Here is a 21,364-nt window from a genome sequence, read left to right as displayed (position 1 = left end):
TCGGATGAGAGGTCAGGCGACCACGTACGGGTAGGCGGCAGCACGGCCCTGGAACGAGAGGATCCGGAGGTTCTGGACTTTGCCAGCGCGGATTTCGATCGCGCGGCGGATCGTCTCGCTGCCGTCCCACGCGTCGGGGCCTGCCATCACGATCGGCAGGTACTCCAGAAGGGCTTCGGAGTTCTCCCAGGTGGCGGAGTTCCACAGGAACGAGGGGCTGTGGTCGACACCGTAGTAGTGCAGGTCATCGCCGACGATGAACATCGGCTCGGCGAATGAGGTCGGACGGGCCCATTCGAAGCCCATGCCCTCGTCGCAGGAGACGTCGACGAACAGCGTGCCGCGCGCGAACAGGTCCAGGTCCTCGTTCAGCACGAACATCAGCGGTTCGTCGGTGTCCTGGAGGATGCAGTTGACGACCACGTCGTACTGGGCAAGCATCTCGGCGAGGGGTCCCGGTTCCGGCGCCTTCAGCGCGAGAGTCTTGCTCGGGTTCCTCGGATCGCGCGCGAAATGCTGCATCCGCACCGACGCGAACGGCGAGGCGACCGCCGAGACGCTGCGCTGCGTCAGCACCGTCACGTCGCTGATCCCGAGCGCGTTGAGGGCGCGCACGGCCCCGCGGGCGGTAGCACCGAAGCTGATCACGGCCGCGCGCATCCGCCGTCCGTAATCCCCGCTCGACCCGCGCAGCTGTAGTGCGTGCAGGACCGAGCAGTAACCGGCCAGCTCGTTGTTCTTGTGGAACACGTGGACGCTGAAGTTGCCTTCCTTGGTCCAGTGGTTCATCGCCTCCCAGGCGATCAGGGTCAGGCCGCGGTCGATGGCCAATTGGGTCAGTCGCGTGTCCTGCACACAGTGCGGCCACCCCCACACAACCTGACCTTGGCGCAGGTTCTCGAGATCTTCGGCAAGCGGCTTGGGAAACAGCAACACGTCGCATTCGGCGAACAGTTCCTCGCGGGTGCGATGTCCGCCGACCAGCGGCGCCAGGTGCTCGTCGGTGTAACCGAACCGCTCGCCGTAGCCACGCTCGAGTAGCACGCGGTTGCGAAGCCCCGGGTCGATCCGGTCGAAGTGCGCCGGGTGGATCGCCAGCCGGTGCTCGGCCTCTTTACGGGAGGTAGCCACGAGTCCGACAGTTAGTTGCTTCACCAAACGAGCCTACTCGGACAACCCCGAGCTCAGCGGCCGATAGCGAGCTCCGCTCTGACAAACGCGCCCGCACACAGGCGTGCGGGCGGAGCTGGTTGCTCGGCCCGCACGCGGTATCGATTCGTACTAAAGGGTTTTCAGGTCGATCGCTGCCGCCATCGCCGCGTAGCCCGCGGGGTTGGGGTGCTTATGGTCACCCGAGTCGTAGGTGGGGGCGAGGCGTTCGTGGTCTGTCGGGTCCGCAAGTGCGGCGTTGAAGTCGACAACGGCGTCGTATTCGCCGCTGGTGCGAATCCATTCGTTGAGCTGGCGGATCTTCGCGGCCGAGGTGTCGTTGTAGTACTCGGCGCCCTTCATCGGCAGCAGGGTCGCACCGATCACGGAGATTCCCGACTGATGCGCGCGGGCGATCAGGTCGCGGTAGCCGTCGATCAGTTGATCAACCGACACAGTCGGATTGGGCTTGTAGCTCGGAAGATCGATTTCGGAGAAGCCGATGTCGTTGAGTCCGGCCAGAATGATCACCGAGGATACGTCCGGCTTGGCGATCACATCTCGGTCGAACCGCTTCAGCGCGCTTTCACCGAACCAGGAGGAGTCATTGCGGACCAGGTTGCCGCCGATTCCGGAGTTGAGGACGACGCGGGGCACACCGGCGGCGGCCAGCCGGTCGGCGAGCAGATCCGGGTAGCGGCTGTTGGTGTCGTTGCCCGCACCGTAACCGTCGGTGATGGAGTCGCCGAAGGCTACGACCGTGCCTGCGGGCTTCGTTGCGCCGGCGACCTGGAGGTCCGACAGGTAGTACCAGGAATGGGTGGACTCGGTGAAGGCAGCGCCGCCGGTGTCGCCCGCGTGATCGCCGCCCGCGCGGTAGCTGGTCGCGTAGCCCTGGGCATGGAAGGTCGCCGGTCCGGTGTGCGCGGGCAGGTACAGCGTCACCGTCGCCGATTCGAAGGGCGCGAGAGGTAATTCGGCCGCGTCGCTGGTTGCCGTGTCGCCCGGCGCGATCGTTACCGATTCCGCGCCGTCGAATCGCAGCGACCGCAGCGTCTCCGGCGCCACCGCAGCGGCCTGACCGGTGCGGGCGATGGTCGCGGCGTTGATCCGCAACGTGTCCGCGCCGTAGCGATTGGACAGCGTGATCCGCGCTTCGGTGCCGCCGCCGGTCACCCTGACCACCTGCCGCACCGTCTGGTCGGCGAAACCGTCGGTGGACCAGTTCGGTTCGAACCCCGCGGTGGGCAGCTGCATCGGCACCGCCCACGCGGCGCTCCAGTCGTGCGCTTCGGCGGTGCCGCGGGAATGCGCGACTCCGATGGCGCCCGCGACGGCGATTCCGACGGCCGTGGCAGCCAGCAGTTTCTTCCAGTTACGCAGCGAAGCGGTGATGATCGTCATGTCGAACTCCGTTATCGGGAATGCCGTTCCATTAAGACCAGGAGACCGTAGCACGGTTAGAGTTTTAATGAAACCCCAGTCCCATTAGACTGGGAATCAGCAGGTACACGAAAGGATTTGCGCCATCGTGATCGTCCGACGATCAGCGACCTGCGCTGCCGACCGGCCGGTCGTGGGAAGCCCGGGACGAATCGGTGTCGGATGATGAGATTTTCCCGACAGGGTCCGTTCGGCCAGAAAGTGATGCGGAGCATGCTCGATAGAGAAGCGGTAGCACGATGACCAGGCGCGGGTGGGTGCTCTTCCTGTCCATGGGCGTCATCTGGGGTGTGCCCTACGCGATGATCCGGGTAGCGGTACGTGATCTCGATCCGATGGTGGTGGCGTTCGGCCGGACGTTCATCGGCGCGTTGATCCTGTTGCCTATCGCGTTGTACAGCAAGACTCTTGCTCCGGTATTTCGACGGTGGCGACCGCTGCTGCTGTACACACTGGTCGAGATCACCGGGCCGTGGTTCTTGATCGGGTACGCGGAGACCACATTGAACAGCTCCACCGTCGGACTGCTGATCGCCGCCGTGCCACTCATCGCGGTGGTGATCGTGACGAAGCTCGGCCACGATCGCTTCGACGCGCGCCGCACCATCGGACTGATCGTCGGATTCGCGGGCGTCGCCGCGCTTGTCGGGCTGGACGTCGACCTCTCGCAGCCTGCCGCGATCGGCGCGATCGCGCTGACCACCGTCGGCTACGCGATCGGCCCGATCATCATCAATCGCGCGCTCGCGGACCTGCCGCCGCTCGGCGTTGTCACCGCATCGCTGATCCTGGCGGCGGTGATCTACGTGCCGTTCGCGAGCCTGCGCTTGCCGACACACCTCACCTCGGACGCCGCGTGGTCGGTGCTCGGCCTCGCGGTGATCTGCACGGCCGCAGCGTTCCTGGTGTTCTTCGCGCTGATCGGTGAGGTCGGTCCGGCCAGGGCGACGGTCATCACCTACATCAACCCAGCGATAGCCATCCTGCTCGGCGTGACCTTGCTCGATGAACCGCTGACCATTGGCATGGCCATCGGATTCCCCCTTGTCATCCTCGGCTGCGTGCTCGGCACCGCACGTACCCGCAGCACATCGGAGGAGCCGGATCCCGTACCCGCTGTGTCGGCTTCGCCTTTACCTGACAGGTAATCGTCAGGATCCCCAGCACTGACCAGAATGGTGGTCGCTACCGTCGCTGGGACGCGGTGCGGATCGGAGGAGCTGTGTTGCCGTCAGTCACGACCACTCGCGCGGTGGTGGAGGATTTGCTGGGGCGAATCGGGTCCGGCGATCACGAGCGGATCGCCGAGTTGTACGCCGACGACGCCGACTGGAAGCTGGACTGGCCGCAGGACGAGCACGGCCGCACCGCGACGCCCTGGATTCGGCACCGATCGACCCGCGCGGACGCCGCGGCCCACTTTCGCGAGATCGCCGAGCATCATGTGCCCGAGCAGGCCGATACTCGAATAGAGCGGATTGTGATCGACGGTGCGCACGCGGTGGTGTTCGGTGAGATCCGGCAGACCGCCCGCGCCACCGGTCGGCCGTACCGCTCACGGTTCGCGCTGCACCTGACCGTCGAGCACGGTCTGATCACCCGCCATCACGTCTACGAAGACAGCCTCGCGGTCGCCAAGGCATTCGCCCCTTAGGCGTACCTGCGCATTCGGTCGCGCCCATTAGGCTGCGCAGCGTGTTGGATTCGAATGCGGAAGCTGCCTCCACCCGTGCCGCCTACGACGATGTCGCGGAGCTCTACACGGAATTCGTCAAGGACAAGCTCGCGGTGATGCCGTTCGATCGCGCCATGCTCGGGGTTTTCGCGGAGCTGGTGGGAGTCGAGGATTCCGGTGTGGTTGCCGATATCGGATGCGGACCTGGCCGGATAACCGAGTACCTGACGAGCCTGGGGATAGACGCGTTCGGCGTCGATCTGTCGCCGGAGATGATTCGGATCGCGCGGCAGACCTATCCGAAGCTGCGGTTCGATGAAGGGTCGATGGACAATCTGGCGTTGGATGACGACAGCCTCGCGGGAATCGTGGCCTGGTATTCGATCATCCACCTGCCGCCGGAACGGGTGCCCGAGGTGTTGACCGAGTTTCATCGGGTACTCGCCCCCGAAGGGCACGCGCTGCTGGGGTTTTTCGCGACGGATGCTTCGGATGTGGTGGAAGCGTTCGACCACAAGGTTATTCGCGCCTACCGCTGGTCACCGCGACGGCTCACCGAACTACTGCGCACGGCCGGGTTCTTGACGATCGCGCAGCTGGTCAGGGAACCGGAGCCCGGCGAGCGTTTTCAGCAGGGCTGCCTGCTGGCAGTCAAGGATCGATGATTCGGCGAACGCAAGCCACTCGGGCCAGGTAAGTTCGAGACGTCGCGCAGGATTTCATGGCCGCGCGAACCCGTACGACAACGTGGTCGGTTCATACCCACACCGCACCAATGCCGTAGGGGGCAACACCATGGAACTCATTTCACCGATCGATGCCATCTTCCTACTCGGCGAATCGCGTGAGCACCCGATGCATGTCGGCTCCTTGCAATTATTCGAAGCACCGGAGGACGCCGGTCCGGATTTCGCCCGGCTGACCTACGAAAAGCTGGTGGCGGACAGGGATTTTCACCCGACATTCCGTAAGCGCCCCGCCACCTGGCTCGGTGCGCCGCAGCTCGGCTGGACCCAAGAGGGCGATGTCGAGCTCGAATACCACCTCCGACGGGCGGCCTTGCCCGCCCCGGGGCGATTCGACCAGTTGCTCGACCTGGCCTCCCGGCTGCACAGCACGCTGCTCGACCGCCACCGGCCGCTGTGGGAGATCCACCTGATCGAGGGCTTGGGTGACGGTCGCTTGGCGCTCTATTCGAAAATGCACCACGCACTGATCGACGGTGTCGCCGCGCAACGCGTGCTCGCGCGGACATTGACCAATGATCCGAATTCCACCGCGATACGAGTGCCGTGGCACCTGCCGCGCTCGAAGCGCACACACAGGGCCGCGCCATCAGGATCCACGTTCGGAAATGCGGCACGAAACTTGTTGTCGGCGGCCACTTCCGCGCCCACGGCACTACGGGTAGCCCGAGCCGCGCTTGTTCAGCAGCAACTGACGCTGCCGTTCGACGCACCGCGCTCGATGTTCAATGTGCCCATCGGGGGTGCGCGCCGGTGCGCGGTCCGGTCCTGGCCGCTGGAGCGGGTCAAGCAGGTGAAGAAGGCGACCGGCTCGACCATCAACGATGTCGTGCTCACCATGTCCGCCGGTGCGCTGCGCGCCTATCTGCTCGAGCGAAATGCCTTGCCGGACAAGCCATTGGTCGCGATGGTACCGGTGTCACTTCGGTCCGAAGACGATGACGAGGATGCCGACGGCAACAAGATCGGCGCGATCCTGTGCAACCTGGCCACCGATGTCGAGGACCCGATCGAGCGACTCCAGGTGGTCAGCGAGTCGATGCGCCGCAGCAAGGAGGTCTACAACTCGCTCTCGAGCACCCAGGCGATGGCGTTGTCGGCGGTGATGCTCAGCCCGCTCGCACTGACCCTGCTACCCGGCATCGTCTCCTGGACCAACCCGCCGTTCAATATCGTCATCTCGAATGTTCCCGGCGCGCGTGAGCCGCAGTATTGGAACGGCGCCCGCCTCGACGCCACCTACCCGATGTCGATTCCGATGGACGGCCAGGCGGTGAACATCACCCTCACCACCAACGGAGGCAATCTCGACTTCGGCCTCGTCGGTTGCCGCCGTAGCGTGCCGCAGCTGCACCGCCTGCTCGATCACCTGGACGACTCACTCCGCGACCTGGAGCAGGCCGCTCTCTAGAAGGTCTATCCGAGCAAAACTAGAACGTGTTACTGTCGAAATATGGTGCACTCGCCAGTCGACGGGCCCGCAGCCGCGCTATGGCGATACTCGCGGTATGCGGCCCATTCGGCCGGTGAAGGCAAGCACCTTCCTGTAACCCGTTCTAGCTAGGGAGACCAGCACGCCATGCGTACCGAAATCTGCGATCGGCTGGGGATCGAGTTCCCCATCTTCGCCTTCACCCATTGCCGCGACGTGGCGGCCGCGGTCAGCAACGCAGGCGGCCTCGGCGTGCTCGGCGCGGTCGGCTTCACCGCCGAGGAGCTGGAAGTAGAGCTGGCGTGGCTCGATGAGCACGTGAACGGCGCGTATGGCGTCGACCTCGTCATCCCGTCCAAGTACGAGGGCAAGGACATCGACGGGCTGAGTCCCGACGAGCTGGAAGCCAAACTGGCGGAACTGGTTCCGCAGCGGCACCGCGATTTCGCCGAGAAGCTCCTCACCGACCACAATGTCCCGCCGCTACCCGAGAGCGAGCACCACAATCAACTGCTCGGCTGGACCGCGACCACGGTGGCACCGCAGATCGAGGTGATCCTGCGCCATCCCAAGGCCAAGCTGGTCGCCAACGCGCTCGGTACCCCGCCGCCGGATGTGGTGCGGCAGATCCAGGACTCCGGCCGCCTGATCGGCGCACTCTGCGGATCGGTGAAGCACGCGCTCAACCACAAGAAGGCGGGCCTGGATTTCGTCGTCTGCCAGGGCACCGAGGGCGGCGGGCATTGCGGCGAGATCGCGTCGATGGTGCTGTGGCCGCAGGTCGTCGACGCCATCGGTGACATGCCGATGCTCGCGGCGGGTGGCATCGGCAACGGCCGTCAGGTCGCCGCGGCCATGGCGATGGGCGCCGCGGGCGCCTGGACCGGGTCGCTGTGGCTGACCGTCGAGGAAGCAAACGTGCCCCCCGCGCAGATGCAGACCTACATCGACGCCACCAGTCACGACACCGTCCGCTCGCGGTCCTGGACCGGCAAGCCGTGCCGCATGCTGAAGAACGACTGGACCGAGGCGTGGGAGCAGACCGAGAACCCCGACCCACTGCCCATGCCGCTACAGATGATGGTGGCCCTCGACGGCGTCAAGCGCGGCCACCGCTATCCCGAGGCGGCCAAGGACGTGAACTTCAACCCGGTCGGCCAGGTGGTCGGCTTGATGAACAAAGTGGAGCGCTCCGCGGACGTGGTCGGCCGCTTGATCCAGGAATACGTGGAGGCGTGCGACCGCCTCAACAAGCTCAACGACACACTCTGAGATTCACTGCGGGACTCTCATTCCGATCATCCCGGCCGCGAGTGCTTCTCCTCTGATGTCGGATCGATGATGCCGCCCAGCAGACCAGCTGGGCGGCATCACACACGTTGGGGCCGCCAGCATTTGGTCCGAACACCCTTAGCGAGTGCGAGCCGTCTGCCGCCGGCTCGAGGGGGCACTCCCGATGAGCATGCGCGTGTGTATTGCCCACGACGGGGGCGACGGTGCGAGAATCGCCCGATGCATGCTGCCCTCGCACAGGCGGAAGCCCAGCGGGAGACCGCGGAGGCCATACGCGCACTTGGGGCGGCGTCGGCACGAAGCGCAGTCTGAACGAAGCAGACCGGCCCGCAACGGGAATCGCGACCCAGCAGATCTAGCGGGACCGCAGGATGACCTCGCGGGACGAGTGGTGCTCACTCCGGTCCTCATGTGCCCGTCAAATAGGCCCTCGATGTTCGTTCGGCTGCGGGGATCAGGTTGTCGGCCAAGCGACTTCGTCTATAGCGAGCCACGGTGCCCTCGCGACGACGGTGGGGGTCATATCGGTAATCGCCTTGATTCGCCGGTGAAGATGGGATTGGTCGGCGTAGCCGGCCTCGACGGCGGCATCCGCAGGCGAGCGCCCAGTCGCTAGGAGATGGGCGGCATGGTCGAAGCGGACGAGTTCGGACGCATGCTTGGGCGAGACCCCGATATAGGTCCGGAAGCGAGACCAGAGTCGCTGGCGGGTCCAGCCGGTCTCTGCGGCAAGGGTCTCGATGCGGAGCCGGCCTCTGGTGCGGACGGTCTGGTCCCAGGCGTACGCGATCTCGGGTGCTACACCGAATCCGCGAGGTACCCGGCTGCGAAGGAACGCGGCTGCGATTGCGAACCGGTCGTCCCACGACGGCGTCGAACGGAGTCGCTCGGTCAAGATGGCAGCGCAGCTGCCCCACAGTTCCAGCAGCGGTGTCACGGTGCCGCCGATGATGTCGGTGTCTCGGAGAATCGCTGCGGCGATGACGGGGGACACGCGGATCTGCAGGACGTCGCCGACCCCTGCGCTGGTGATGCGTAAGGCGCCGGCACGGAGGCCGACGATCGCGTTCCCCGTGACCGGGCGCCCGAGAACGTCGTAGACGACTCCGTGCTCGCTGAGATCGAGCAGGAGCGTGACCAAAGGATGCGGGATCATCGTGATGTCAACGGGGGCAACGTCGTGGTAACGGAAACCCGCCATCTGGACTCTCGGAGTCGGTAGTCGGTCCGGAACGGTAACGTCGACCCGACTCCAGTCCAATCGGCCCGTTGCGGTCATGCATCCCAGGCTAGCCGGAGCGGCGTAACGTGACATTCGTCCAATACGGCGTGACGAGTCCACGACGAAGCTGTCGGGTATGAGCGAATCGAGTCCCACCCAGACACGCGATGGCACGACAGTCCGCGGGTTGCACGTCGTCATCGACGGGAACCCGGCGGCACCGCCCCTGTTACTCATCCACGGCTCGGGCGCAACCGGCTCGATGTGGGCACCGGTGGTGCCGTCGCTCGTCACGGAGTATCGGGTGATCACGATCGACCTTCCGGGATGCGGCCAGTCCAAGCCGGCGTCGACGTACGCCGTTGCGCAGCAGGCGGATCGGACAGCGACAGTGTTGGACGAGCTCGGCCTCCGAAATCTGAAGGTGGTCGGTCACTCCAGCGGAGGGTACGTCGCTACCGCCCTTGTGGAGCGTCGTCCAGACCTGGTCGGCGAGCTGGTCCTGGTCAGCACGGGGCCGAGTCACGCCGCGCTTCTCCCCGGGCCGGCGATCATCCGGGTGCTCGCCTCGCCACCCTTCGGTCCGCTCGTGTGGGCGATCCGTACCGACTCGATGATCCGCCGCGGACTGGCAGCGACTGCGGCGGCCCCGATCACGGTGCCCGACGGGGCTGTGGCCGACTTGCGAAGGACGTCTTATCGAGCTTTCCGCGCGATTCTCGCCGCTAATGGCGACTACATCGCCGCGCGGACCGTGCCCCAGCGCCTCATCGACGCCGGAAAGCCCCTCCTCGTGATCTTCGGGGATTCCGACCCTCGTTGGGACCCGGCATCGGCGCACCAGTATGAGGCTGTGCCGGGGGCCAAGCTGGAATACCTTCGCGGAGTCGGGCATATCGCGATGCTCGAGGACCGCGACGCCCTCGCCCGCTTGATTCTCGACCGCGCACTCTAGTCGTCCCGAACGAGGCGGTCACGGCAATGTGGCTCCATGTCGACCTGTCGGGCCAACGTGCGCACCGCCGACGGATCCTTCTGCGGTGTATACGTCTAATTACCGAGTTCCTCGATGAGATCCAGGGCTGGGTACAGGACGGGGCGCAGTGGACGGAGTCTCGACAGCGCCACGACGCGTTCGACGAGTGGGGCGATTCGGCGGATCAGCAGTCGGGTGCGTTCCTGGTCGGGGCTGCGGTCGTGGACCCAGAACAGGACGATGCCCATGTGGGCCAGCCACAGCAGATTCGGTAGCTCGGCCATCAGCCGCTTGTCACCCTTGACGTCGTTGCCGATGACCAGGTTGCGCATGATGTCGGTGGATGCTTCTCGGGGGGGCCGACTTTCGTCGCTGAATGGACTGAGCGGGCTGGTGGGCTCGGCGGCGCTGGCGAAGAACTTGCCGCCGAACTCGTGGTAACGGGCGGCTACGTCAACGAAGGCCAGTTCCATCGTCTGCCATCGGGCGGTGAGAGAGTCGCCGCGGGTGGTCTGCTCGACCTGCTGTTCATGCAGGGTCTGGATCTGTTGGTAGAAGCCCTGAATCAGGTGTTCCTTGGAAGTGAAGTAGTAGTAGGCGTTGCCGACGCTGACTCCGGCTTCGCCCGCGATCGCGCGCATGGTGGTCTTCGTGTAGCCGTTCTGCTCGAACAGGCGCAGGGCTGCGTCGATGATCTGCTGGCGAGTTTCCTCGCCGCGCGAGGTCGCGGGCTCGGGGCGGGTCATGCGACTCAGGCTAGTGTGGCCGCGGCGACCGGAACGGGACGGACGGTGACCTGCTTCTCCTGGTGCCTGCTGCGGCGGATCTTGTTCAGGGCGATCAGGTTTGCGAAGTGCATGCCGCCGAGCACTAGCAGAACCATGCCGAGTTTCATGGCGAGTTCCTCGATTGCGGCGCGCGGATCGATGACTGGGCCGCTGATGCGCAGGGCCAGCGCCACGAAGCCCGCATTGACGAGCCAGAACCCGATGACCAGCAGATGATTCACGACTTCGGCGAGATCGCTGTCTCCATTCATGACATCCACCAGAAACCGTGCGCCGGTGCGGTGCAGGGTGCGTGCCACCCAGAACGTGAGCGCCAGGCTGATGGTCGCGTAGGTTGCGTATGTGGCGACGACGAGGTTCATTGTCCCAGCTCCTTACATATTTGAACGTGTTCAACTATGAGGCTAGGCCATCTGTTGAACACGTTCAAGTATGAGTGCCGCGACACCGCGCCGGTAAAGCCGGGCTCGGATACTCACACCGGGACAATCACTCCGGCCATTCCGGCCATGACCGCTTCGCGCCCAGCACCGGGTCGGTGATGCCGCCCCAACAGACCAGCTGGGCGGCATCCCATCCGGCGAGCTCGGACCCGGCCGCATAGACGGACTGGAAGAATTCGAGTACGGCGCCGACGGGATCCGGGGATAGCCGCGCTTCGTCGTAGGGGTAGTACGCCGCGTGCGCAGCCCCTGACGGGACCCAACGCGCGCCGGCCGGCAGGCGCCGATCCGCGAGCCCGGCGGGCTCTGGTGCGGCGTAGGAATAGAACATCGGTTCGGGGACCTTGGCGTCGCCGAACCAGAATCCCGCGCTGATGTCCTCGCGCGAATAGGCCTCGCGTGTCACCGAATCGACCGTGGCGGGCATCTCGATCTGCCGATCGGAAAACCGCTGCACCGCGAGATCGAAGGTGTGCCAGAACAATTGCACGGGGCTGATCTTGCCGGAGTAAGTGGCGCTGAATTCCTCGAGTATCCGCCCTACCTGGCTCTGCACCCGGAATGCCCGCTGCACGAGTTCCGGGATGTAGTCGGCGTGTTCGATGTCGTCCTCGAACGGGCGGCCCGCATCCGGCAGATCGAACGGATGCGGGTGCGGCAGTACTACATCGACCCCGAGATCTCGCAGACCGGTCATGACCTCGCCATAGAAGGTGGCGACGGACTGCCGTTGCAGATCGATCTCGACCTCGACGCCACGATCGGTCGCGATCCGCAGCACGTGATCGAAAAAATCGAAGGCACAGGTGAATACGGGGCCGTCGCGGGCGGTACCGAGCGGGACCGTGGTCCAGCCGCGCGCGGTGAGCCGGAAGGTCGTATGCCACCAGTGGTTGCGTCGAATACCTTTGGCAAGCGCGACCTTGCCCACGATCTGGGAGAACCGGTGCAGTGTCTCCTTGGTGGGACGCCAAGATTCCAACGGCAGGGCCGGTAGCGGCTCGACAGAGTCCATATCCGCAACGGTACGGCCGCTCGGGTGGCTATGCCAGAAGATTGCCATTTATCTCGAAACATTCCGGTGGCGACAATTGATCAGCCTAAACGTTGCGGTCCTGATGTTGCCATGCGATCGCTGCGAGCAACTCCAGGCCCTGCGATCGCGGCTGCGACATCTGTCTGAGACAGAGTACACTTCATTCCGCGCACCCACTGCGGGACCGTCGAATGGGTGCCCACTCGGTACGGCTACCAAACATATTGGCAGCCCCCGGAGTCGCCATCCATCGCACCACCGATGATGGACATCGGCAGCTGAACCATCGGAGGGCGGCGGCCAGAGTAGAAACATCGTCGAGAGGTCGGTATGTATTCGTGCACCAATCCCGATTGCGAAGTCGGTAGCCATGATTCGCAGGCGTGCCCATACCTCGACAGTGTCGAGCTGCCATCGCGCCGAAACCTGGCGATACTCGCCGTTCTCGCCATGACGATCGTCGCCGCGCTCGTTCTCGCCGCCGTAACGGTGGGGCATCGCTGAAGGAGATGGCGGATCCCATCGTGGCTATCCGCCATCTCCTCCGATCGTGCACTACCGCGGCGTTATTCGGCCGTCCCCTGCCCGGTCGAATCCCAGTCGTAATGCACGTCGGTCAACTTCTCACTCAGTCGCCAGAGTCTTCCGGCCGCGAAGCGGCTGTAGGCCAAGGGGTTTCGCAGCGCGCGACGCGGATACCCAGCGAATTCGAATCCTGGTCCGAGATAAGAGTTTCCGGGGATTGCCGCAGCGGTGGCCGCGTATAACTGTGGCAGCGCACCCATTCTGTCGGGCTGGGCAAGCGCGAACAGAATGGCCTGCGGGATCGCGGCGAACACACTCGCGGCGCCCTTTTCGCCGTTCAGGTCATAGAGATGGGTCGCCGACAGCCCCGGATGCGCGGCTACCGCGAGCAGCTCGGTACCAGCGGCGCGGGCCCTGCGGTCGAGTTCAGCGGTGAACAGCAGATTGGCGAATTTCGACTGGATATAGGCGGGCCAGCGCAGATACACACGCCGCCAGTTCGGGTCGAGCCAGTTGATCATCCCGCCCCATGCGGCGATCGATGAGACAGTCACCACCCGCGGCCGCTCGGCCCGCAGCAACGCGGGCAGGACCGCACCGGTGAGCGCGAAGTGGCCGAGATGATTGGTGCCGAACTGAGTGTCGAAGCCGTCGACCGTTCGCGCGCGCGGAGTCGCCATCACCCCCGCGTTGTTGACCAGTAAATCGAGCCGCTCGACCGTATCGTCGATCTGCTCGGCCGCCTGCCGCACCGAGGACAGATCGGCCAGATCCAGTGGCAGCACTTCGGGTTTCGGGCCGGTGGCCACCGCGGTCACCTCCTCCAGCGCCGCCGCGGCCTTCTGCTGGTTGCGGCAGGCAAGCAGGACGCGGGCGCCCTTGCTCGCCAACGCTTCCGCGGTGCGCAGGCCGAGGCCGCTATTGGCACCGGTGACCACGACGGTCTTGCCGGACTGGTCGGCGATATCGGCAACCGTCCAGCGGCGCGGAAGAATCGGTAGCGAGTTGCCCACGGTGTGCCGCCTCGTCGTTGTGTGCGAATCCCGGGACCGGACACAGAGCCGTCAGGCCATCGCCGCGTGCGCGACGTCGGCGTGATCATCGGCCGCGTCGGCGCTGTCGAGCAGCTCCTCGAACCGGGCAGTCACCTTCTGGTGGTACATCCCGAACAGGTCCTCGAACAGCGCCAGCTGCGCATCCGACGGCCCGGAACCGGAGTCCCACACCGCGACCAGCGCCCGCCACACGAGCACGTGCAGGTCCGCGGCACCCGCGAAATAGGCTTCGATCGCCTCCGGCACCTCGAGCACCATCTCGCCGATAGAGTTCAGAACCGCACGCTGCATGCTCAGCCCGAGCGCGGTCAGCAACTTACGAACCAGCACGACCTCGATCGCGAGGATCTGGCGGAAGTCCGGAACCTCCAGCCGGGCAAGCGCTTCCAGCTTGTCGATATCGGCCTTCAATTCGGCCGGATCGATGTCCTGTGCGCTGTCGGTGTACGCCAGCAGCGCATCCATCACAATTCCGCGCTCCACCTCGACGATGTCGCGAAACATTTCGATGGCGGTATCGGGCATCGGGATGGAGAACCGGAACAGGTGCCGGTACACATCGATGCCGCCCGCCTCCCGGACGTCACGGATGGTGAACCCCTTGCCCCGCCGTGCTTCCACGAAACCGTAAGACTCCAGCCGACCGAGGGTCAGCTGCGCGGTCGCGCGATTCATATCGAATTCCTCGGCGACCTGACGGACCGACGGCATCAAATCCCCGGGCTGATATTCCCCCGCGGCAACCCGGCGTGCCAGCTCGTCGGCAACGTCGGCGACTACCGTCTGGGATCCCATCGGATGCCACCTTTCGACTCGGTACCAAATACGTCCCAGACAGTCTAAGCCCTGCTATGCCAGACCGCACGTGGGTAAGGCTGATCCGCGCACAGTGTGAGGTGAGTCATGACCAGTCGACAGCAGGACGGCGAATCCGCCGGTAGGCGCACCGCCTTCGCGCGGCGGGCGCGAGTGGCAAACCTCCAGTTCGCAAGGCAGTTCGCAGCGCCGAGCTCGCGACGCCGCCGGTCTCCTTCGCGGGCAGGCAGGCCGCGGACGCCGGCAAGCGCGCGCTCGGCAGGTCGGCGAGCGAATTGCACAAGGACATCCAATTGCGCACGGCCCAGCCAATTTTCGAGGTGCTCAGCGAGCTGAGGGATCGCGCGGCCGAAATGGGCCAGCTGCTTGCCATTTACGAACTCGGGCTGCTGCCGGAGATCGCCGAACCGTACCGCATGGCGCTGAGCAGACTCCAGGATTCGGCGCCTGCTCGGCCTGGCCGCCCGATCGCTTCGAAGAGCTGGCGTTGGACTACTGCAACGCGCTGTTCAACAGCGGCCCAATGGAGTTGGAGGCGGCGACCCGCAGGCACGGGTTAGTCCAGACGATCTGGCCGCAGTGCGCAGACAACGAGAAGACGCGGCCTCCCCGCGCAGGTCCGTCGGCTGATCCGGGCATTCCCTCCGCTGTCGACGACCGATCGGTAGCGCTGGAGACATATTGTCTCAGACAATTTGTCACCGCCGTAGGACCTGACCACCACCGTGCACCGCGGCGCGGGCAGGCCATAGGATCGCGGTGGTTCATCAGGGAGGGATTGATGTCGACAGGGGAAGCACTGCGCGATGCGCCGGCGGCGCCGCGATGGTTCACGGAATTGTTCGCCCACCGGCGCTGGATTCGCCGGACAGGGCCGTTTCCACACGTGTACGCACGGGACGTGTTCGTCCCCGATTTCTATCAACGCCTCGCCGAGGAGTTCGAGCGGGTCAGCGCGCAGCAGCCTGCGGTGTTCACCCCGGTCTCCGACGAATACAGCGCGACGGGTGTGCAACTGAACGCGCTGCCCAAGGGACCGCTCGCACTGTTCCTTTCCAGGGAATGGCATGACCTGATCGCGGGAGTGGCAGGCGTGGCGACTACCGGAGACGTGGAGGCTTCGCTGCACCATAATCCGCCGGGCAGCCCGACGGGATGGCCGCACAGCGACCTGAGTCCAGCCTGGTTCGCAGGGCCGCCGCCGGGGCAAGACGAAGTGCGGACACCCGATGCGGCCGTCGATCTGAAGACCGGCGCACGGAGCTCAACGGTCACCGCACGCGAAACGGTGCGCGCGGTGGCGGTGCTGTTCTACCTCGCCAACCCGGGGTGGAAAGCGGGCGACGGCGGCGAAACCGCGCTGTACGAACATATCGCGGGCGTTACCCCGGTACCCGCGCTGACCGTTCCGCCGCTGGACAATTCGATGGTGTTGTTCGAATGCACGCCGCGCTCGTGGCATACGTTCGTCGGAAACAATGCCGCCGCACGCAACAGCGTGGTGATGTGGCTGCACCGGCCGATGAGCGATGTGTTGCGACGTTGGGGAGGAGAGCGCATTGCCCAGTGGTGAACTCCCGGAACGCAGGGTCTGCCTGCTCACCGGCGCAGGTGGCACGCTCGGTGACGCCTTCTGCCGTGCCGCCTACACCGAGTACGACATCGTCGCGGTGTGCCGCAACCGGATTCCCGCCGCACCCTCGCAGCACGAATGGTTCGTCGACCCGTTCGCGCCGGAAACACCTGTGCCGGAGAATGATTCACGGATATTTATGATCCGGGCCGAGCTGGCGGAGCGGGGGGAGGTCGAGCGGGTCGTCGACCTCGCGCTTGCCCGGTTCGGACGGGTGGACCTGCTGGTCAACAACGCGGCATACAGCCGATGGCAACCGCGCGGCATCGTCGACGGCGACGCCACACTCGACGAGTTCGAGCCGCATTTCGCGATCAATGTCGGTGTTCCACTGCGGTTGTCGGCGCGCTTGGCGCAGCGGGCCTGGGTGCACGCCGGTGCCGAGAATCGCAGGCGCAACCGCAATATCGTCAATGTCTCCAGCATCGCCGGGTCCGAGGTATACCCGGGCGGGCAGGCGCTCTACGCATCGTCCAAGGCCGCGCTCAATCAGCTGACCCGCCACCTCGCCGCCGAGTTCGACGAGTTCGGTGTGCGCGCGAATGCGATTGCGCCCGACAGTTTTCCCTCGGCGGTGCCGACCGAGCAGGTAGTGCGATCGATCATCGAACTCGACAGAGGTGTGATGACCGGCGGCGTATTCGGCGTCGGCGGCGAGCCGGGAAACTCGGCCGGTGGCAGGCACTCCCGTGCGGGCGACCAGCCGAGCTGAGGTCCGATCCGACTGCTACTCGGGTGAACTCGGCGCCAAGCCGGTGACCTGTTCGGACATCGCCCAGAGCCGCTGCGCGAGGTCTTTGTCCACCGCCTGCTTGTTGCTCGGCGCTTCCTTTTCGAAGCGGTGGAAGTACTTGCCGTTGATCGACTCACCATCCGAGAGCGTCGCCAAGTGCACCAGGGGGTCCGCGCCCTTCTCGGGCCGGATGAAGAACGGCCGCGACAGCGGGGAACGGATCAGGGCGCCGAGGCCGAGCGGTGCGTTGTCGTACACATGAGTCGCCACCGCACCGGGATGGAAGGCCGCGGTGACCAGGCCGGTGCCCTCGGTGCGGCGGGCGAGTTCCCTGGTGAACAGGATGTTCGCGAGCTTCGACGCGGCATAGGCGCCCATCTGGTTGAACGACCCCGTCGTCGCGTTGACGGTGTCTAGGTTCAGCTTCGCCATCCGGTAGGTCATGCTCGAGGTGTTGATCACCCGCGCCTTCGACTGCGCGAGACGGTCGAGCAGTAACCCTGTCAACAGGAACGGGGACAGGTGGTTGACCTGGAAGGTCAGCTCGTTGCCGTCGTCGGTGGCGGTCCGCTTCGCCCATGCGCCGCCCGCATTGTTGGCAAGCACATCGATGCGTTCGTAGCGGTCGAGCAGTTCGGCGGCGAGCTTGCGCACCTCGTCGAACCTGGCGAAGTCGGCGAGGAAGGCTTGCGCGCCGACCCGCGAGGCCACCTCGGCGGTGCGCTCCGGGGAGCGCCCGACCACTGCGACGGTGGCGCCGCGCGCGACCAGCTTCGCCGCCGCCTCGGCGCCGATGCCGGAGCTCGCCCCGGTCACCACCACCGTCTTGCCTGCTAGATCCTTTTCCTGCACTGCCATTACTGCCCTCCGAGCGTCGCGTACGGCGCGCGGACGAGTGTCCGACTGCCGGTTATCCGACCTGATCGTCTTCGGAACCGGCGGATTCGGCAAGCACTGACACGCTCGAGTAGTGCTCGGCGATCTCGTCACTGGTGCTCAGCCACACCCCGGGATGGTTCGCCACGTACTCCAGCGCCTGGTCCAGATACTTGCTGCGGAACGCCTGCCCGATGACGAACGGGTGCAACGCCAACGCCATCACCCGGCCGCTGCTCGCGGAGTCGGCGTAGAGCTGGTCGAGCTGATCCTTGACAATCTGCACGAAGTCGGGCCCGGTCAAGCTCTTGCCGACGAACAGGCCGATGTCGTTGAGCTCCACCGAATACGGCACATTCAACAGGCCGGGGACATTCGTTCGATACGGCTGGTCGTCATTGGTCCAGTCCAGCGCGTAGCTGAGACCGAGTTCTGTGAGCAGCTGCGGAGTATGGAAGGTCTGGGTGAGCGCGGGCCCCATCCAGCCCTTCGGCCTACGGCCCGTTGCCTTTTCGATGGTCCGCACAATGTCGGTCAGGTACGCGCGCTCCTCGTCGAGCGACATATCGGCCTGGAAGATCGAGTTGTTCTTACCGTGCGCGAGCCAGGCCCAGTCCCTGGCCCGACCCGCCTCGATGATCTGCGGATTATGTTCGGCGACATCGGAATTGAGCAGCACGCTGGCGCGAATGTGGTGGCGATCGAGAGTCTCGAGCACACGCCAGAACCCGACACGCGGACCGTAGTCACGCCAGCCGTAGTTCAGCGGATCGGGTGTCAGCCCGGCAGTTCCGGCGAAGATACTGGTCGAGGGCCGATCGACTTGGTAGTGCTCGACGTTGAGGCCGACATAGAAGGCGACACGGGCATCCCCTGGCCAGTGAATCGGCGCGCGGTCGACGATCGGGCTGTAGTCGAAAAGGTCGTTGTCCATGTCTCCATGCTCGAGCTTCACACCTATGTGAAGCTCAACTCGAAATCCAGTGAGCTCGGCCACACGATGCGATGGCGGCCATGGACAACCGCGGAAAGAGCAACGCATCGGTACACCCAAAGCTCGACCATGCCGTGAACCACCGGCCAGCAACGGTACGTTTGAACCACCTACGACCGGCAAAGACGCGGAGAGGCGGACGGGCGGCAACATGCGAGTCGACGGGCGGGAGATCCCGGTCACGGGCAGCTTGCTGCAACCGCTGATCCGGCGGACCAGTGACATCATCCGTGTCGTTCTCGCCGCGCTGTGGGTCGGTGTCGTCGTCGCGGCTTCGGTGATCACCCGGCCGGAATGGCTGGCGTTGGAACGGTCGGTGTCGAACATCGTCGGGTTCCTCAACCCCGACCAGTCGAATCTGGTGTACCTGGTCTACGGCATGGCGATTCTCGCGCTGCCGTTCGCGATCCTCATCGAATTGATCATCGGCAGACAGTGGAAGCTGCTCGCGGGCTATGCCGTCTCGGGCCTGGTAGCCGGACTGCTGCTCTCGATCACCGGTACCGGCCTGTCCACGCCGCAATGGCATCTACAGGTGCCGGACCGACTCGATACCTTCCTATCCCAGTTCCTCGACGATCCACGCTGGATCGCGATGCTTGCCGCGGTACTGACCGTGTCGAGCCCGTGGCTGCCGACCCGGCCGCGGCGCTGGTTGTGGTTCCTGCTGCTGGCATTCGCGCCGATCCATCTGGTCGTCAGCGCGGTGGTTCCCGCAAGGGCGATGTTCGGTCTCGCGGTCGGCTGGCTGGTCGGCGCCGTGATCGTGCTCGTGGTCGGCACGCCCGCGCTGGAAGTTCCGCTCGACGCCGCGGTCCGGCTGCTCGCCAAGCGCGGGCATACGGTCACCGCGTTCACCGTTGTGCATCCGGCGGGCCGTGGTCCGCTGGTGCTCGCCGCCGCCGTCGACGGTCCCGAGCGCGAGTTGATGGTCGAGATGTTCGGCAAGAATCAGCGCAGCTTCGGTGCGCTACGCCAGTTGTGGCGCTGGATCACCTTCCGCGCCAGCGAAACCGCGGCGCTGCACGGATCCATGCACCGCGCGGTCGAGCATCGCGCGCTGATGGCGATCGCCGTCGGTGAGCTGGGACTTGCCGCGCAAACCACGGTCGCCGTCACGGCGCTCGACCGTGGCTGGACGCTGTACGCGCACACGGTCCCGCGCGGAACACCGATCGCCGAATTGCCGGGCGATGTGCTGACCGGGGTGTGGAAGTCGCTCGACACGCTGCATCGCGCCCAGGTCTCGCATGGCGATCTCCGGCCGAGCGAGATCCGAATCAACGACGGCACCACACTGTTCAGCGGTTTCGCCGTCGCCGAATACGGGGCTTCCCCGGCGCAGCTACAGTCGGATGTCGCACAGCTGCTGGTGTCGACGACCGCGATCTTCGGCAAGGAACCCGCGGTACGTGCCGCCATCAACACCCTCGGCGAGCAAACGGTGCTGACCGCGGCAAGCCGATTGACCAAGTCCGCCATGCCTTCCGGGATACGCAAGGCCATCCCGGACTGGAGCGATGTGCTGTCCTCGGCGCGCGACGAGGTACGCGCACAGACCGGCCACGAGAAGATTCAGGCCGAGCAGATTACCCGGTTCTCCCGCAACCAGATCATCCAGTTGGTGCTGCTGCTCGCACTCGTCTACGTCGCTTACCCCTTCATCAGCGCCGTGCCGACCTTCTTCACTCAGCTGAAGACGGCCAACTGGTGGTGGGCGCTGCTCGGACTCGCGGTGTCGGGGCTGACGTACCTCGGTGCGGCGGCGGCACTGTGGGCCTGCGCCTCGGGGCTGGTCAGCTACCGCAATTTGGTCATCATGCAGGTGGCGAACACCTTCGCGGCGACAACAACGCCCGCCAGGGTCGGCGGCCTTGCGCTCAGCGTGCGATTCCTGCAGAAGGGCGGGCTCGGCGCTGTGCGTGCCACCGCGGCGGTGGCATTGCAGCAGGCCGTACAGATCATCACGCACCTGAGCCTGCTGGTCGTATTCAGTATCGCGGCGGGCACCTCGGCGGATCTATCGCATTTCGTGCCCGACGCCACCGTGCTCTATCTGGCCGCCGGTGTCGGCGTCGGCATCATCGGAACCTTCATGTTCGTACCGAAACTGCGGCATTGGCTGAACAATTCGGTCCGACCGCAATTGCAGGAGGTGCTCGGTGAACTCGCGCAACTGGCCCGCGATCCGAAGCGGTTCCTGATCATCATCCTCGGCTGCGCCGCGATCACGTTGGGCCAGGCCGGAGCGCTGTGGGCCAGCGTCGAAGCCTTCGGCTCCGGCACCACCTTCATCACCGTCACCATCGTCACGATGATCGGCGGCACGCTGGCCTCGGCGGCGCCGACACCCGGCGGCGTCGGCGCCGTCGAGGCCGCGCTGATCGGTGGACTCGGCGCGTTCGGCCTGCCCGCGAGCATCGCCGTCCCCTCCGTGCTGCTCTACCGCGTGCTCACCTGCTGGCTGCCGGTGTTCTGCGGCTGGCCGACCATGCGCTGGCTGGCCAAGAAGAACATGATCTAGCGCCC

General features: G+C 65.3%; 19 protein-coding genes. 9 read left to right on the top strand and 10 right to left on the bottom strand.

Features of this window, described 5'->3' with window-relative positions; all coding sequences use genetic code 11:
* Window positions 1–12: 12 nt before the first annotated feature.
* Window positions 13–1,155, bottom strand: a complete 1,143-nt coding sequence (locus ACLMAJ_RS26820) for a N(5)-(carboxyethyl)ornithine synthase (protein WP_412016599.1) — start codon at window positions 1,153–1,155, stop codon at window positions 13–15.
* A gap of 126 nt (window positions 1,156–1,281) precedes the next feature.
* Complete coding sequence (locus tag ACLMAJ_RS26815; RefSeq protein WP_412016598.1) at window positions 1,282–2,553, bottom strand: SGNH/GDSL hydrolase family protein; 1,272 nt, start codon at window positions 2,551–2,553, stop codon at window positions 1,282–1,284.
* Between the two features lie 278 nt (window positions 2,554–2,831).
* Here ACLMAJ_RS26815 and ACLMAJ_RS26810 point away from each other — a divergent pair, with 278 nt between their 5' ends.
* The 5 genes from ACLMAJ_RS26810 (at window position 2,832) to ACLMAJ_RS26790 (ending at window position 7,717) form a co-directional block, all read left to right on the top strand.
* Window positions 2,832–3,740 (top strand): DMT family transporter, encoded by a 909-nt coding sequence (locus ACLMAJ_RS26810; protein WP_412016597.1) that lies wholly within the window; start codon window positions 2,832–2,834, stop codon window positions 3,738–3,740.
* A 77-nt stretch (window positions 3,741–3,817) separates the two neighbouring features.
* Window positions 3,818–4,246, top strand: coding sequence for a nuclear transport factor 2 family protein (locus ACLMAJ_RS26805; protein WP_412016596.1), 429 nt, complete (start codon window positions 3,818–3,820; stop codon window positions 4,244–4,246).
* A gap of 41 nt (window positions 4,247–4,287) precedes the next feature.
* Complete coding sequence (locus ACLMAJ_RS26800) at window positions 4,288–4,932, top strand: class I SAM-dependent methyltransferase (RefSeq protein WP_412016595.1); 645 nt, start codon at window positions 4,288–4,290, stop codon at window positions 4,930–4,932.
* A gap of 130 nt (window positions 4,933–5,062) precedes the next feature.
* Window positions 5,063–6,424: a WS/DGAT/MGAT family O-acyltransferase gene (locus ACLMAJ_RS26795; RefSeq protein ID WP_412016594.1), complete on the top strand. Its 1,362-nt coding sequence runs from the start codon at window positions 5,063–5,065 to the stop codon at window positions 6,422–6,424.
* A 168-nt stretch (window positions 6,425–6,592) separates the two neighbouring features.
* Complete coding sequence (locus tag ACLMAJ_RS26790; protein ID WP_412016593.1) at window positions 6,593–7,717, top strand: NAD(P)H-dependent flavin oxidoreductase; 1,125 nt, start codon at window positions 6,593–6,595, stop codon at window positions 7,715–7,717.
* Window positions 7,718–8,192: 475 nt separating this feature from the next.
* Here the strand turns inward: ACLMAJ_RS26790 and ACLMAJ_RS26785 are convergent, their stop codons facing one another.
* The gene (locus tag ACLMAJ_RS26785) at window positions 8,193–9,017 is read right to left on the bottom strand and encodes a helix-turn-helix domain-containing protein (RefSeq protein WP_412016592.1); all 825 of its coding nucleotides are present in this window, start codon (window positions 9,015–9,017) and stop codon (window positions 8,193–8,195) included.
* Window positions 9,018–9,096: 79 nt separating this feature from the next.
* Here ACLMAJ_RS26785 and ACLMAJ_RS26780 point away from each other — a divergent pair, with 79 nt between their 5' ends.
* A complete protein-coding gene (locus ACLMAJ_RS26780) occupies window positions 9,097–9,915 on the top strand; it encodes an alpha/beta fold hydrolase (RefSeq protein WP_412016591.1) in 819 nt (272 codons plus the stop codon).
* 95 nt (window positions 9,916–10,010) lie between these two features.
* On the opposite strand, the gene ACLMAJ_RS26775 is transcribed toward ACLMAJ_RS26780, so the two are convergent.
* The 5 genes from ACLMAJ_RS26775 to ACLMAJ_RS26755 form a co-directional block, all read right to left on the bottom strand.
* Complete coding sequence (locus ACLMAJ_RS26775) at window positions 10,011–10,682, bottom strand: TetR/AcrR family transcriptional regulator (RefSeq protein WP_412016590.1); 672 nt, start codon at window positions 10,680–10,682, stop codon at window positions 10,011–10,013.
* Between the two features lie 5 nt (window positions 10,683–10,687).
* Entirely contained in the window at window positions 10,688–11,086 is a 399-nt protein-coding gene (locus tag ACLMAJ_RS26770; RefSeq protein WP_412016589.1) for a hypothetical protein, read from the bottom strand.
* A 127-nt stretch (window positions 11,087–11,213) separates the two neighbouring features.
* Entirely contained in the window at window positions 11,214–12,182 is a 969-nt protein-coding gene (locus ACLMAJ_RS26765; protein WP_412016588.1) for a DUF5996 family protein, read from the bottom strand.
* Window positions 12,183–12,769: 587 nt separating this feature from the next.
* Window positions 12,770–13,741 (bottom strand): oxidoreductase, encoded by a 972-nt coding sequence (locus tag ACLMAJ_RS26760; RefSeq protein ID WP_412016587.1) that lies wholly within the window; start codon window positions 13,739–13,741, stop codon window positions 12,770–12,772.
* Between the two features lie 51 nt (window positions 13,742–13,792).
* Window positions 13,793–14,578 (bottom strand): GntR family transcriptional regulator, encoded by a 786-nt coding sequence (locus ACLMAJ_RS26755; protein ID WP_412016586.1) that lies wholly within the window; start codon window positions 14,576–14,578, stop codon window positions 13,793–13,795.
* 802 nt (window positions 14,579–15,380) lie between these two features.
* Between ACLMAJ_RS26755 and ACLMAJ_RS26750 the strand changes: the two genes are divergently transcribed.
* Both ACLMAJ_RS26750 and ACLMAJ_RS26745 read left to right on the top strand, forming a co-directional pair.
* Window positions 15,381–16,172 carry a 2OG-Fe(II) oxygenase gene (locus tag ACLMAJ_RS26750; protein WP_412016585.1) on the top strand — a complete coding sequence of 264 codons (792 nt, stop codon included), beginning with the start codon at window positions 15,381–15,383 and terminating at the stop codon, window positions 16,170–16,172.
* Window positions 16,159–16,944, top strand: coding sequence for an SDR family NAD(P)-dependent oxidoreductase (locus ACLMAJ_RS26745; RefSeq protein WP_412016584.1), 786 nt, complete (start codon window positions 16,159–16,161; stop codon window positions 16,942–16,944). The genes ACLMAJ_RS26750 and ACLMAJ_RS26745 overlap by 14 nt, the downstream gene beginning before the upstream one ends.
* A gap of 15 nt (window positions 16,945–16,959) precedes the next feature.
* Here the strand turns inward: ACLMAJ_RS26745 and ACLMAJ_RS26740 are convergent, their stop codons facing one another.
* Both ACLMAJ_RS26740 and ACLMAJ_RS26735 read right to left on the bottom strand, forming a co-directional pair.
* Window positions 16,960–17,823 carry an SDR family NAD(P)-dependent oxidoreductase gene (locus tag ACLMAJ_RS26740; protein ID WP_412016583.1) on the bottom strand — a complete coding sequence of 288 codons (864 nt, stop codon included), beginning with the start codon at window positions 17,821–17,823 and terminating at the stop codon, window positions 16,960–16,962.
* A gap of 52 nt (window positions 17,824–17,875) precedes the next feature.
* Entirely contained in the window at window positions 17,876–18,775 is a 900-nt protein-coding gene (locus ACLMAJ_RS26735) for a polysaccharide deacetylase family protein (protein WP_412016582.1), read from the bottom strand.
* Between the two features lie 211 nt (window positions 18,776–18,986).
* Here ACLMAJ_RS26735 and ACLMAJ_RS26730 point away from each other — a divergent pair, with 211 nt between their 5' ends.
* Window positions 18,987–21,359, top strand: coding sequence for a flippase-like domain-containing protein (locus ACLMAJ_RS26730; RefSeq protein ID WP_412016581.1), 2,373 nt, complete (start codon window positions 18,987–18,989; stop codon window positions 21,357–21,359).
* Window positions 21,360–21,364: the final 5 nt, after the last annotated feature.

The sequence above is a fragment of the Nocardia arseniciresistens genome (assembly GCF_046764875.1).
Classification (GTDB): Bacteria; Actinomycetota; Actinomycetes; order Mycobacteriales; family Mycobacteriaceae; genus Nocardia; species Nocardia arseniciresistens.
Note: the sequence above shows the minus strand (reverse complement) of the source record. Positions and strands in the feature narration are given on the sequence as shown.

What these genes read in the sequence shown, in the direction of transcription:
- ACLMAJ_RS26815 (WP_412016598.1), bottom strand. Translation starts at nt 2,553, where the DNA reads ATGACGATCATCACCGCTTCGCTGCGTAACTGGAAGAAACTGCTGGCT.
- ACLMAJ_RS26810 (WP_412016597.1), top strand. Translation starts at nt 2,832, where the DNA reads ATGACCAGGCGCGGGTGGGTGCTCTTCCTGTCCATGGGCGTCATCTGG.
- ACLMAJ_RS26795 (WP_412016594.1), top strand. Translation starts at nt 5,063, where the DNA reads ATGGAACTCATTTCACCGATCGATGCCATCTTCCTACTCGGCGAATCG.
- ACLMAJ_RS26790 (WP_412016593.1), top strand. Translation starts at nt 6,593, where the DNA reads ATGCGTACCGAAATCTGCGATCGGCTGGGGATCGAGTTCCCCATCTTC.
- ACLMAJ_RS26785 (WP_412016592.1), bottom strand. Translation starts at nt 9,017, where the DNA reads ATGACCGCAACGGGCCGATTGGACTGGAGTCGGGTCGACGTTACCGTT.
- ACLMAJ_RS26780 (WP_412016591.1), top strand. Translation starts at nt 9,097, where the DNA reads ATGAGCGAATCGAGTCCCACCCAGACACGCGATGGCACGACAGTCCGC.
- ACLMAJ_RS26775 (WP_412016590.1), bottom strand. Translation starts at nt 10,682, where the DNA reads ATGACCCGCCCCGAGCCCGCGACCTCGCGCGGCGAGGAAACTCGCCAG.
- ACLMAJ_RS26770 (WP_412016589.1), bottom strand. Translation starts at nt 11,086, where the DNA reads ATGAACCTCGTCGTCGCCACATACGCAACCTACGCGACCATCAGCCTG.
- ACLMAJ_RS26765 (WP_412016588.1), bottom strand. Translation starts at nt 12,182, where the DNA reads ATGGACTCTGTCGAGCCGCTACCGGCCCTGCCGTTGGAATCTTGGCGT.
- ACLMAJ_RS26755 (WP_412016586.1), bottom strand. Translation starts at nt 14,578, where the DNA reads ATGGGATCCCAGACGGTAGTCGCCGACGTTGCCGACGAGCTGGCACGC.
- ACLMAJ_RS26750 (WP_412016585.1), top strand. Translation starts at nt 15,381, where the DNA reads ATGTCGACAGGGGAAGCACTGCGCGATGCGCCGGCGGCGCCGCGATGG.
- ACLMAJ_RS26740 (WP_412016583.1), bottom strand. Translation starts at nt 17,823, where the DNA reads ATGGCAGTGCAGGAAAAGGATCTAGCAGGCAAGACGGTGGTGGTGACC.
- ACLMAJ_RS26735 (WP_412016582.1), bottom strand. Translation starts at nt 18,775, where the DNA reads ATGGACAACGACCTTTTCGACTACAGCCCGATCGTCGACCGCGCGCCG.
- ACLMAJ_RS26730 (WP_412016581.1), top strand. Translation starts at nt 18,987, where the DNA reads ATGCGAGTCGACGGGCGGGAGATCCCGGTCACGGGCAGCTTGCTGCAA.